This window comes from Leptospira ainlahdjerensis (assembly GCF_016919175.1).
GTDB lineage: Bacteria > Spirochaetota > Leptospiria > Leptospirales > Leptospiraceae > Leptospira > Leptospira ainlahdjerensis.
On sequence record NZ_JAFFPU010000075.1, the window covers coordinates 72023 to 84392 of the forward strand.

At 43.8% G+C, this 12370-nt stretch carries 16 protein-coding genes; 9 read left to right on the forward strand and 7 right to left on the reverse strand.

Annotated features, from left to right (window positions below; genetic code table 11):
- Window positions 1-39 precede the first annotated feature (39 nt).
- Entirely contained in the window at window positions 40-1170 is a 1131-nt protein-coding gene (locus JWG45_RS18930) for an NAD(P)/FAD-dependent oxidoreductase (RefSeq protein ID WP_205281179.1), read from the reverse strand.
- Window position 1171: 1 nt separating this feature from the next.
- Window positions 1172-1852 (reverse strand): ArsR/SmtB family transcription factor, encoded by a 681-nt coding sequence (locus tag JWG45_RS18935; RefSeq protein WP_205281180.1) that lies wholly within the window; start codon window positions 1850-1852, stop codon window positions 1172-1174.
- Between the two features lie 73 nt (window positions 1853-1925).
- Here JWG45_RS18935 and JWG45_RS18940 point away from each other — a divergent pair, with 73 nt between their 5' ends.
- The 4 genes from JWG45_RS18940 (at window position 1926) to JWG45_RS18955 (ending at window position 5342) form a co-directional block, all read left to right on the forward strand.
- A complete protein-coding gene (locus tag JWG45_RS18940; RefSeq protein ID WP_205281181.1) occupies window positions 1926-2495 on the forward strand; it encodes a class I SAM-dependent methyltransferase in 570 nt (189 codons plus the stop codon).
- 174 nt (window positions 2496-2669) lie between these two features.
- Window positions 2670-3494, forward strand: coding sequence for a sterol desaturase family protein (locus JWG45_RS18945; protein WP_205281182.1), 825 nt, complete (start codon window positions 2670-2672; stop codon window positions 3492-3494).
- Window positions 3495-3510: 16 nt separating this feature from the next.
- Complete coding sequence (locus JWG45_RS18950; RefSeq protein WP_205281183.1) at window positions 3511-4524, forward strand: hypothetical protein; 1014 nt, start codon at window positions 3511-3513, stop codon at window positions 4522-4524.
- 113 nt (window positions 4525-4637) lie between these two features.
- Window positions 4638-5342 (forward strand): class I SAM-dependent methyltransferase, encoded by a 705-nt coding sequence (locus tag JWG45_RS18955; RefSeq protein ID WP_205281184.1) that lies wholly within the window; start codon window positions 4638-4640, stop codon window positions 5340-5342.
- Window positions 5343-5351: 9 nt separating this feature from the next.
- On the opposite strand, the gene JWG45_RS18960 is transcribed toward JWG45_RS18955, so the two are convergent.
- Window positions 5352-6410, reverse strand: a complete 1059-nt coding sequence (locus JWG45_RS18960; protein ID WP_205281185.1) for an AraC family transcriptional regulator — start codon at window positions 6408-6410, stop codon at window positions 5352-5354.
- Window positions 6411-6691: 281 nt separating this feature from the next.
- Between JWG45_RS18960 and JWG45_RS18965 the strand changes: the two genes are divergently transcribed.
- The 5 genes from JWG45_RS18965 (at window position 6692) to JWG45_RS18985 (ending at window position 9441) form a co-directional block, all read left to right on the forward strand.
- Window positions 6692-7852, forward strand: coding sequence for a thiolase domain-containing protein (locus JWG45_RS18965; RefSeq protein ID WP_205281186.1), 1161 nt, complete (start codon window positions 6692-6694; stop codon window positions 7850-7852).
- Window positions 7853-7854: 2 nt separating this feature from the next.
- Complete coding sequence (locus JWG45_RS18970) at window positions 7855-8211, forward strand: Zn-ribbon domain-containing OB-fold protein (RefSeq protein ID WP_205281187.1); 357 nt, start codon at window positions 7855-7857, stop codon at window positions 8209-8211.
- Window positions 8212-8324: 113 nt separating this feature from the next.
- Window positions 8325-8744 carry a c-type cytochrome gene (locus JWG45_RS18975; RefSeq protein WP_205281188.1) on the forward strand — a complete coding sequence of 140 codons (420 nt, stop codon included), beginning with the start codon at window positions 8325-8327 and terminating at the stop codon, window positions 8742-8744.
- Between the two features lie 93 nt (window positions 8745-8837).
- A complete protein-coding gene (locus JWG45_RS18980) occupies window positions 8838-9053 on the forward strand; it encodes a hypothetical protein (RefSeq protein ID WP_205281189.1) in 216 nt (71 codons plus the stop codon).
- Window positions 9054-9102: 49 nt separating this feature from the next.
- A complete protein-coding gene (locus JWG45_RS18985) occupies window positions 9103-9441 on the forward strand; it encodes an STAS domain-containing protein (protein ID WP_069608482.1) in 339 nt (112 codons plus the stop codon).
- Here the strand turns inward: JWG45_RS18985 and kdsB are convergent.
- The 4 genes from kdsB to JWG45_RS19005 are packed head-to-tail and all read right to left on the reverse strand — an operon-like array spanning window position 9434 to window position 12364.
- Window positions 9434-10174: a 3-deoxy-manno-octulosonate cytidylyltransferase gene (kdsB, locus tag JWG45_RS18990; protein ID WP_205281190.1), complete on the reverse strand. Its 741-nt coding sequence runs from the start codon at window positions 10172-10174 to the stop codon at window positions 9434-9436. The genes JWG45_RS18985 and kdsB overlap by 8 nt on opposite strands.
- On the reverse strand, window positions 10174-10698 hold the full coding sequence (locus tag JWG45_RS18995; protein ID WP_010573664.1) for a flagellar basal body-associated FliL family protein: 525 nt from the start codon (window positions 10696-10698) through the stop codon (window positions 10174-10176). The genes kdsB and JWG45_RS18995 overlap by 1 nt, the downstream gene beginning before the upstream one ends.
- 40 nt (window positions 10699-10738) lie before the next feature.
- Entirely contained in the window at window positions 10739-11566 is an 828-nt protein-coding gene (gene motB / locus JWG45_RS19000) for a flagellar motor protein MotB (protein ID WP_069608484.1), read from the reverse strand.
- 15 nt (window positions 11567-11581) lie between these two features.
- The gene (locus tag JWG45_RS19005; protein ID WP_069608485.1) at window positions 11582-12364 is read right to left on the reverse strand and encodes a motility protein A; all 783 of its coding nucleotides are present in this window, start codon (window positions 12362-12364) and stop codon (window positions 11582-11584) included.
- Between the last annotated feature and the right edge of the window lie 6 nt (window positions 12365-12370).

Genomic DNA, 12370 nt, shown 5'->3' on the forward strand with positions numbered 1-12370 from the left:
GCCAATCTTCCTTTCTTCTATTGAACACTTTCCTACGACTTATACCCATCGCCAAAGCCACCACTTTTCAAAAAGAACTTTTGCAAAATGCCAGAATCGAGAAGGACGACGAATAGAAACCCCCGGGCCGTCTTTAGAATAAAATCTTCCGGTAGCAAACCCAGCCTTTCCGGCGCCCACTTCCAAAAAACAGCCTCCTTCTCCGCGAAACAGATCCTTAGGAGTTCGAAGAGATATTTCATCCGCAATTCTGGACGCAACAATTTCAGCTTGAGCATGAGCAAAGACTCCCGCTTTCGGAAGCGGTTTACCGGAAGGAAGCGCGATTGTAGTAACGTCTCCGATCGCATACACGTTTGGGAGCGAAGTGTTTAGAGTAACCGGATCCACTTTTACCCAACCTGTTTCCGTTACAATCGGTGAATCCTTCAAAAACATCGGAGGCAAATGAGCGGGAATTCCGATTAAGAGATTGAAATCGAGCCTTTCCTCGTTGGAAAAAATCAATTCCTTCCGATCTGAATCGATTTTCGTAACAGCTCTTTGATTCTGAAAAGAAATTCCCTTTTGTTTTAGAAGTTCAACGACCTGAATTCCGGCTTCCGGTCCACCTGCCGACATGGGCATCTCTTCGGGAGTTACAATCGTAATCTTTGGTTGTATTTTTCTTTCTTTAAAAAACGAATCGATCAACAATGCGGCCTCGTATGGAGCGGCGGGACATTTGAAAGGAAGCGAAGAGATTAGGATAGTTACGTTTCCGGAGGAAGAAGCGAAAAGCTTTTCTTTTGCTTTCATAACTCCGTCTACGGAATACAAATTGAATGCACCGTCTGAAAACCCTGAAATCTTTTCAGGATTCAAATCCGCACCGGGCGATAGAACGAGATAATCATAGGACAGTTCGTTTGAAATCGTATTTACAATTTTTTGATTCCAATCTATGCTCAAAACGGAGTCGACGATCAGATTCACTCCTTTGGATCGTATCTTTTTTTGAAAATCGTTCGGTTTTCTTTTACCCACCAATGCCCAAAGAAGAGAAGGTGAAAACGTATGAATTTCGGAACGATCAATCATAATGATTTCGACATTCCGATTCTTTTTTCTCAATTCCCTCGCGACAACAATTCCGCCAATTCCGGCGCCAATGATCACGACTCGTTTCATCTTAATCCTCTCCTTCTTTTATCAATTCAATACCGTGATTTTTGAAATCGAGCGGACCCTGCGGAATTCGATACGCATGCAAACCCTTCGCCCTTAGAATTTCCACGGCTTCTTTGGAAAGAACACAATACTTACCTCGACAGTAGGCCACGATCTTCTTACGTTTTGGAAGCGTGTCCATTTTTGATTTGAGTTCGCTTAAAGGAATGGAAATCGACCCGGGAACGTGCCCGGAATTGTATTCGTTTTCGGGACGCACATCGAGAAGTATGATGTCTTTCGAAAAAACTCGTTTTAAAAAATCCTTATATTCGAGTTCGTTTAATTCTTCTTCGGAATCAAAAAAAGAATCCATTGCAACCTTGATTTCGGCGCTAAATTCCCCTCCCGTCGAGGATAGACTCTCGAAGATCGAAATTCCAGCGGATTCGATGCGATAAAAAATATTTCTCCCGTCCTTGCGATCCGTTACCAGACGCACCTCTTTTAAGATTTGAAGGTGGTGCGAGGTCGCTGCCACGCTCATTCCGATTTCCCTGGATAAAAGATCGACGTTCTTCTCGGCTTGAAGCAGAAGATCCAGCAATTCGATTCGTTTTGGGTCCGAAATCGCCTTCCCGTATTTTGCCAGAACGGCATAGATAAAATTCTTAAATTCACGACCGGATTTTTGATTTTCCATATTTCCTCAAATATTCAAACATATATTTGAATATTTGATTGACTCTGTCAATCCTCTTTTTTAGATTTGAACCATGAAAGTAAGAGACAGCGGCATGCCGGAAGCCGAGTATTGGGGCACCCTTTTTGATGTGCCCTTAATCTTAGAAAGAATGAATTTGTTAAAAGAAATCGGAACGATCGTAGAATTCGGATCCGGCTACGGAACGTTTACGCTCCCATTGGCAAAAAATCATAAGAATCGAATCCTTGCCTTTGAAATTGAAAACGACTTAGTCCAAGATCTTCAAAAAAAAGCAAAACAAGAAGGATTGGACCATCTCATTCCGATCGAAAAGGACATCATTGCGGACGGAACTTCTCTCACGCCGGATTCCGTAGATTATGTTATGATTTTCAATCTTTTGCACCACGAAGACCCGATCGCAATTTTGAAAGAAGCGCACCGAATTCTAAAACCGGGAGCGTATGCGGGACTTGTTCATTGGAACTACGATCCGAAAACACCTCGCGGTCCCAAAATGGATATTCGTCCCAAACCGGAAGAAATTTATAACCGCGCGAAAGAAGTAAAATTCCGAATCGAAACAGCTCAACCGATCGACCTTCCTCCGTATCACTACGGCTTCCTCGCACGAAAATAGAATTAACAATCAGAACGCGGATTCTTTCTTGCATTCTCCAAAGCAAAAAGTGCGGAAAAGACTGATCGAATCCGGCTTTGATCAGTCTTTTGCCGGATTCGATAAGAACGGAACCGGAAAATAGGTTCTAATCGTTCGTAAGTTCGAACCAAACACCGAACTTAAGGATGAAACATGAACGAACAAAGCCACTTTCTTCAAACCGTATCGGCGCTAATCCCTCACGTGCCGAAAATCTTTCTGATCGATTTTCTCAGATACTTCATATTCGCCGGCCTTGCATTTACGGGACTCTATATCTGGAAACATCCCTTTCAACACAGAAAGATTCAGACTAAAAACGCAAAACCTACCCAGTTTAGAAAAGAGTTTTTATACTCCGTCTCTTCAGTCGTAGTCTATACAACCGTAACCTTAATCGTCTTGGTTCTGAAAGAATACGGATTTTTTAAATTCTACGATAGAATCGAAGACTATGGTTGGGGTTATCTTCTTTTAAGCGTATTTCTCATTCTGTTGATTCAGGATTTTTACTTTTACTGGACTCATCGTTTGATGCACACTCGGCTTTTTTTCAAAACCTTTCACAAAATTCATCACGATTCCACGACACCTTCTCCTTGGACGGCGTATTCGTTTAGCCCTTGGGAAGCGCTCGTTCACGCAATGATCATGCCGATCGTGGTCTCCCTATTTCCAGTCCACACGCTTGCGCTCGTGATCTTTATGACATTCCAGATCATCAGAAATGTATTGGGTCACAGCGGTTATGAAATGTTCCCAAGCTGGATAATCTCCAATCGAATTCTAAAGTATATCAATACGAATACGAATCATGATATGCATCACCAATACTTTCGATATAACTTCGGACTCTATTCTACAATTTGGGATGAGATGTTCGGGACCGTTCATCCGGAATACGAACAAACATTTAAGAATATAACCGAACGAAAACCGATCAATCTTTCGCGAGAAGTCGAAACCCGATCCAATTAAGTTTTTGTGAAAAGAAATGCAGAACGTAGCCATCATCGGAATACTGATTTTGTTTAGTCTCTTTTGTCAGCAGACACAAAAATCCTACCGCGGACAAGGGATGCTGGTCGGAAAGGAAAGAGAACTGACCGTAGACAGCGATGCGGCCGTAAAACTACTTCAGTCATCGGAAGCGGAATTGAGAATTCCATCACTCAAAGAACTTTCCTCTTTGGTAAAACGATATTCTTCCGATTATGCAACGATTTTTCTTCTGAGAGCCATCTATTCAAACAAGTTCCAGGAGCGATCCCAAAAACTATATTTGAATTTTGCCGAACGATTGAAAACATCCGGCCTCTCGAAACGAGATCTCGTCAGGCTTGACAAATTCCAATTTCTTTTTGTTCCAGGACTCGCTTATCGTCTCGACACTTCTACGGGAGCGGATTTTGCAAGACAACGCGAATGGTTTGAAAAACAAGGAATCAAGACCGTTCTTATAGAAACCGATGAGTTCGGTCTTGCGAAAGACAATGCGTTTATCATCCGGAAATATTTGGCGACTTATTCCGATAAACGCAAAATAATTTTAGTCAGCGCCTCGAAAGGAAGTCAGGATGTTCTCGCGTATCTGAATGAAATCGCTTCTCCGGAAGAAATCACACGGATTCACGCGTGGGTCAATATCGGAGGAATCAATCGAGGAACCTTGCTTGCGGATGAATTCACAAAATTTCCTAAATGGTTGTTGGCGAAAATTCTTCTGGGATTTCGCGGGAGATCGACCGAACTCGTAAAGGATCTACAAAGAAAACAAGACTGGATAGAATCCGGAAAATATTTTTTTCCAGACACGATTAAGGTGATTCATTTTCAGGGAGTTTTGCTGGAATCACAGGTGAACGATAGAATCCGATCTCGTTATAAGATTTTAAAACCGTTCGGCCCGAATGACGGACTGACATTGACGATCGATTCGATCATACCCGATGGAATCATAATCACTGAAATCGGTCTCGATCACTACTTTCAGGATCCGGAGATCTAAAATAAAACGGCCGCTCTTGCCCTGCTTGCGGCGGACAATAAAAATATATACAATGATTTAAAAATATTCAATAATCAGAATATATTAATTAAAAATACGATTGAGGAATAAATATGAAACTTACCGTCTTTACAAAAAGTTTAGCTTTTTTTATCGAAAATCTCAAGCTAGGAGGTTTTGTACCCGTATTAGGACAAACTTTTATGACGATCACGTTTTTTTTGTTCACCATCTCCTGCGCGGGAATGAACCAACTTCAGTATTCTAAGATTTACTCAAGAGCGGGATGGCAACTTCCGGAACAAGTAGTGGAAACGCTTAAAATCAAACGTGGACAGATCATCGCAGACTTAGGCGCGGGAAACGGATATTTTACAAAGTATCTTTCCAGAGAAGTCGGTGAAACCGGAAAAGTTTACGCAATCGAAGTGGAGCCGGATATGGTTTCAAAACTCAGAACAAAGTTTTCCGATCACCAACCTTCCAACGTTCAGATCATTCTCGGAAACGCAACAAATCCAAATCTTCCCGAAAAAGTGGATCTAATCTTTTCCTGCAATACCTATCATCACATCGAGAATCGCTCGGCGTATTTCTCGGAGCTAAAAAAATTACTAAAATCGGAAGGAAGGATCGCGATCATCGACCACAAAGACGACCTAACCGGAATCCTTCGTGTTCTTGTAACAAAGGACCACTGGTCTTCAAGAGAAACCCTGATCAAAGAAATGAAAGAAGCCGGCCTTGAAGAAATCGATCGTTTCGATTTTTTACCGACTCAAAATTTCTTTCTCTTTCAGATACGAAAACAAAACTGAAAAATCAACTCAGCTTGTTTTTTGAAAAAGATTTTGTCTTCGGAAATCGGATGGAGTGACGCCTACGATTTCCTTGAACGCTCGATTGAACGGGGCCAAAGATCCGTAACCGAGATCCATCGCGATTCGAAGAACTTGCAATTCACTTTTGGAAGGATCTGACAAGATCATCTTTGCTTCGCGGATTCGATAGTGATTTAAGAATTCGTTAAAGTTTCGATAACCCAATCCCTGGTTGATCAATTTTCTTACTTTCTTTTCGGGAACGTTCATCTGCCGAGCAAAACTTAAGATCGTTAGATTTTCTTTCAGATAGATACGCTGTATATCCAGAAGTGAATTTAAGTTTTTGAGTAAATTCTCATCCAGGGGTTCTTCATCCGCTTTTTGTTTCCTTTCCGAAACCAAAAATGTGTTCTCTCTGAACTCAAAAAGTTGGAACGAAAAAAAGAAAACGAGCGCGGCGATCAAAACCGAATTCACCAAATCCAATTCGATCGAATATTCCGAATTTTTCATGATCACTTCCACCATTACTACCGAGATGGCGTAGATTCCGGTAATAGCCGCAAAGATCACACGAAATTCCCGCCTTGATTCCAAAAGATCCACATTCTTATCTTTCAAAACGCCGCCTAACGCGAAAAGGATGAGCCCTAAATAGAGCAGCTGAGGCATACTATATAGAATTTTAGCCGTGACGGAAGTTTCGTTTCGTATATTCGAAAAAATGAATATATAAAAACTAAAAAGATTGATAAGAAAAAACAGGACCCCGTGCCAAATCCTGAATCGGAATCCGTCCGCAAACAAGCTCGAAACAAAAAGATAAAAAAATATCGAAACGGAATAACACCCGATATGTACGATCACAAAAACGAACGGATTCACTTCGACATGGGAGAGCGCGGGGCATAGAAAATACGCAATCAGGCTCGTACAAAAAAGACTGCCGAGAGCGGTCCGATATGTGATTTTAATTCTTATCAAGAAGTTAAGAATCAGAAAACCCAGTTGTGCGACCGTAATCGCTTTTAATACAAAGATAAAATTTGCCAAATTGGACATTCTCCTTCCCTATCGAATCCGATTCGATCTCGATCCATCGGAGCCAATCTTTTTTCTTAAAGGGTCTTCCCGTAGTCTTAAAAAGCAATCCTACGGATCCTCGGTAAATAAGTAATTCAAAAGAAATCGCTTTGGGCTTGTGATTTTCAACGTAAAAAAGAAGTGCATTCTTCAAGGATTCCTAAATTCTTCGGTCAAAAACTTCGAAGGTGTTGAAAAATTCTTTGAACTTTTGTTCACTCGATTCTAATACCATCGATTCAACCCAGGGAGAATTTTCCATGAGAGAAGTCGCGATCATCGGCGCCTATGAAACCGAACACGGAAATCACAAGGATCGAACCTTACGAGACCTTGTAACCGAAGCCGGAAACGGAGCCATCTTGGATTCCGGAATCGATAGAAAAGAAATCCAAGCCGTTTTTGTCGGCAATTACGCGGGAAACGAATTCAATCATCAGAATACGATGGGTTCTTATGCGTCCAACTTACTCGGATTAGGCGATAAGCCAGCGATTCGAACCGAAGGAGCTTGTGCTTCCGGAGGAATCGCGGTTCGTCAGGGATTCTTATCCGTCGCCGCAGGAATCTATGACACCGTTTTGATTCTTGGAGTCGAAAAAATGAACGGCCTGGATCCGGAGACTACGATGGAGATCGTCGCTCGAGGACAAGACGCGGATGTGGAAGGCGGCTATTGTATTTCCGGCCCTTCCGGTTTCGCGCTCAACGCGACCCGTCACATGCACGAGTTCGGAACCACAAAAGAAATGCTCTCCAAAGTCGCTGAAAAGAATTATTATCACGGGAGTCTCAATCCATACGCTCACAAACAAAAAGAGATTTCGTTTAACAATATCATGAGAGCAAGAATGGTCACGACTCCATTCGGGTTCCACGACGTTTCTTTAGTCACGGATGCAAGTGCCGCGATCGTGATCACCACATTGGATAAAGCAAAATCGATTCGTAAAAATCCGATCGCGATCAAAGGTTCCGGCATCGGAGGGGATTATTTCAACGTGGCTCTGAAAAAAGATTCCGTCAGTTTTCCCGCGAGTATTCAAGCGGCCGCGGAAGCCTTCAAAATGTCCGGTGTAAAAAGAGAAGACATCGACGTTTTGGAATGTCACGATTGTTTTACGATTACCGAAATCATCAACATCGAAGATCTTGGTTTTGTGGAAAAGGGAAAGGGTGGACCATTTACGATGGAAGGTCACACTCGCCTCGGCGGCAAACTTCCCGTAAACACTTCGGGAGGACTCAAAGCGAAAGGACATCCCGTTGGAGCCACCGGAGTCGGCCAGATCGTAGAGATGACGTTTCAACTTAGGGACGAAGCCGGTAAACGTCAGGTTACAAACGCAAGAACTGCGATGACGCATGTCTTGGGTGGACCGGGCGCTGTCAGTTGTATTCATATTCTTCAGAGGGTTTAACAATGTCGGAAACTATATTAGAAATTTTGAAAGGAAAGAAATGCAATTCCTGCGGTTTTCAGATGACCGAACCTTCTGTCGCCTGCACGAGTTGTGGAAGTTCGGAAACTTCGGAAATTCAATTTTCAGGAAAAGGCAAGATTTATACTTACACGGTCGTTCACGTGGGCTTTGGTCATCTCGCAAAAAGAGCGCCTTATGTTTTAGCGGTCATCGAGTTAGAAGAAGGAATCAAGACGATGGGTCTTTTGGAAGGAGAAGTTTCCGGTGTTCCGGTTACGGAATCCGTAAAAATCGATCTTCCCGTGCGATTTTCAAAAGAAGAATCCGGAACGGGATTCATTTTCACGCCGGCTTGATCACGATCGGAGCTTGAGAAAAATCAAGTCCCGTGACAATTACCTGACAAAAAAATTCTATCGTGAAATTTCCTCCCAAGATATGCTGGTTACACAAATAGAGGTGATTTTCGATGAACTCCAAAAATATGATCATTTCCATCGTGATTGCTCTTACCTCTCTGGTTCTTTTTTTGAACTGCGGAGATAAGTCCGAAAAACCAGCTGAAACTTCTGCGCCCGCCGCAACCGAAACTACAGCTTCTACCCTCAGCCCCGAACTTCAAAAAGGACAGGAAATCTTTCTGCAAAACTGCGCTTCCTGTCACGGTGAAAAAGGCGCTGGAGACGGAGCCGCTGCGGCAAGCCTGAATCCGAAACCTCGTAACTATAAGGCTCCAGCCGGACAGTGGAAAAACGGAAACACCGAAGCTGGAGTTTTGAAAACTCTGAACAACGGGATTCCCGGTGGTCCGATGGTCGCTTACAAATTCTTAGGGGATGAGAATATCAAACTACTTGCGAAATACGTAGTTTATCTGACTCAAAACTAAGACTTCCCTTTTTGGGTCGGAGGATTTTCATTTTCCGACCCCCTTCCGGTTTTTCGACTGGTATTTTTTACAGCCCGAAAGGATTCTACTTTTGTGAACTCAAACAACCAGCTGCCTCCTTGCGGCGAAAATTGCGGAATCAGCAGAACTTCTCCGAACGCTCAAGAAAAAAAGACTTACACCAAACTCGGAATCTTTTTGATTCTTTTTGGAATCTCATCTAAACCCAAGGAAGTTAAATTCTTCTGTAAAAAATGCGGCAAGCAATTCGACCAATTGTCGGCAATCGAACTCGGAAATTATGCGTAATTCGATTGACTTTAATAGAATTTAGCTGTTTTTAGTGGAAAGATTCCTTATGTCCGACGATTTCAAAATTTTCGTAGATCTCACCGTATCTGTTCCCATCATTCACATTGAAGGCGAGATTACTTCCGAAGCCGACGAGGAAATCGTAGGGAAGTATGAATCTATTCCCGCAGAGAAAAGAAGCAGAGTGATCTTGAACTTTCAAGGGACTTCGTATATCAATTCGGCGGGAATCGCAACTCTCATCAGTTTGATTACGAGAGCCTCCGAGACAAAAGGCAAAATCGAATTCGCGGGTCTCAACGAACACTTTAGAAAGGTGATGGATATTGTCGGTCTAACCGATTTCGTCTTGATCCACAACACTCTTCAAGAAGCTCTTAAGTAACCCAACCTTTCTTTTTAAAATCCTGGATTACGATCTCCAGATCCTCGGGCGTGTCCACGGACAATCCCGCTTCCTTTGCAAGAAAAACTCCGATTCCATAACCGGCTTCGATCGCCCTGAGTTGTTCCAGCGATTCGGATTCTTCCAAATTACTTTTCGGAAGAGAATTGTACTTTAATAAGAATTCTCGATCGTATCCGTAAATTCCCAAATGACGATAGAGTGGAACCGTTGCCTTGAACTGACTTGGTATGAGTGATCTTGAAAAGTAGATCGCCTTTCCATTCTGATCGATGATAACTTTGACTCGGTTGGGATCGCTTCCGTGCGTCGGATCCAAAAGCGGAACTGCGGCTGTGCTCATCGTCCATTCCGGATGAGAGACTTTGATACTAGCGACTCCGTCGATGAGTTCCGGTTCGATCCCGGGTTCGTCTCCTTGGATGTTTACGACGACGGGAAAGTCGGGAAATTTTTCCGCGACTTCTATGATTCGATCCGTTCCGGAAGGATGATCCGGACTCGTAAGAACACTCTTACCTCCGAATCCGAGTACAACGTCATGAATGCGTTGATCGTCGGTCGCCACGACTAATTCGGAAAGAGTGGAAGACCGGGAGGCATTCCGGTATGTCCACTCGATCATCGTTTTGTCGCCGATCTTCGCGAGCGGCTTTCCCGGAAACCGAGAGCTCGCATAACGCGCCGGGATTACCCCGAGAATTTTTCTCATCAGTTGACGATAAATTCCGTAAAGTAGACTTCCTGGATCTTTCCTTCGGTAAGAATATGATTCACTTGTGCTTTGATCTCTTCCCGAAGATCCAACTGGTCTTCGATATTGATCAATTCGTCTTTGGATTTTCGTCCTACGATCAAGTTGATCAAATCCCGCATCTGCGCGTTTCTTTCCGCAAGCTCCGCAGACAAGGTTTGATCTTCTTTCGCAATTCCAAAAGCCAACTTCATCTTAACGAAGTGAGCCTCTCCTTTGTCCGAAGTATTGATCCGAAATTCTTCCGTAAAATTATAGTTCGCTAATGGTGGAGGCGGTTTTACCAACGCCACGTTCTTCATCTGTTTGAATGTACTGGTCGCCGTTTGTTTTGCGACGACCATTGCAATGATGGCTACGATGATAATTCCAAAAATCGCTCCGGCTACGTAAAGAAGCCATTTGATTATGGGCGATGTTCCACCGCCGCCTTCGGCGGCGGGTAGCCCGCCTTCTTCCTCATCTATTTCCGCATCACCCATTGGTTTGCCTCCTGAATTTTGACGTTAGTTGTTCTTCCGGTTACTCGTTGCCTGGTGTAGACGACTCGGAACCGGGAATCCTAGTTTTTGGAAGTCCGAAATTGGTTTCGTATGGACTTCTCTTGGTAGACTTATCAGTCATGATTACGATATCGATTCTTCGATTGTATGCCTTGGCTTCCGGTGTTCCGGAGTATTCCACAACCAAGGGTCGGAACGCTCCAAAGCTCACCGCTTGGAACCATGAAGGATCCAATTTTTCCACGTTGATGATATAGTCCGTCGCGTTAATCGCCCTTGCTCCGGCCAAATCCCAGTTGTTGATATAAGCCCTTTCTTCTTTTCCGGGCGCGACTCCGGGATTGACGGCATCCGCGTCGCAGTGCCCTTCTACTCGAACAAAACGATCGAGTTCTTTGATCAAGGAACTCGCCTTCTTCAATGCGATCTTGATCGAATCAGTTAGAACCGCAGAGCCCGGATTAAAATAATCGGCGCTGACGAGAGAGATGATCAGACCTCTTTCGTCTTCGGTAATTTTTACCTTACCCGCTTCTACCTCGGGTTTAAAAAGTTCAGTCGCGAGTTTTTTGGATTTTGAAAGCGTCTTTCCGGTCGTCTGAGATGGAAGGCTTTCGATATTCATTCCCATTTCCTCAAGTTTTCCTTTGGAAAGAGTCTGACCTCCGTCGAAAAAACCAGTCGTAGTTTTGAATGCAGAAAGAATGATCTGCATCTCGATCGCGTTTGTTTTACCGGTTGTGTAGAGCATGATGAAGAAACAAAGAAGAAGCGTCACCATGTCCCCGTAGGTAAGCATATACTCGGGGATATTCTGAATACATTCCGGACATTTTCCTTTTGCCATAATAAAAGCCCGAGTTTACTCGCTGTCGTCCTTGAGTACGTCCCTTTCTGAAGGAGGAAGAAATGAAGACAGTTTATCTTTTACAATCCGCGGGTTATCCCCGGACTGAATGGAAAGAGTTCCTTCGATCATAATCTGTTTGATGGTAAGTTCGTCTTCGGATTTACGCATCAGCTTTTTCATCACGGGAATAGCGAACATGTTCGCACCCATGGATCCGTAAAGCGTCGTAATCAAGGCCGCCGCCATCCCCGTTCCGATCGCGGAAGGGTCTCCGGAACCAAGGTTCTTTAACATCTGTACGAGTCCGATCAAGGTTCCGATCATCCCGAAGGCGGGAGCCAAGGCTCCCCAGTTTTCCCACCAGGCCTTACCGTTATTATGACGCGCGGCGATGTTTCCCATCTCCGTTTCCATAATGTTACGAACCAGCTCGGGGTCGGTTCCGTCCACGACGAGAGTAATTCCTTTTCGTAAGAATTCGTCGGGAAGTTCGTTTACGTCGTCTTCCAGCGCGAGAAGACCTTCTCTTCTGGCTTTCTCCGAAAAGGAGACTAACGTTTTGATCAATTCGATGAGGTCGTGTTTTTCGGTTCTAAAAACCTTTTGGGTGACTTTTCCGACCGCGAGTGTGGATTCCCAAGGGACCGCCATGATCGTTCCCGCGGTCGCCCCTCCGAACGTAATGATGACCGATGGAATATCGAAAATGTCTATTGGGCTTAATCCTGCTGAGATGATACCGAAGATCATGAGGACAACCGCCGATCCTAAACCAACTACTGTTCCAAAATCCATAATTTT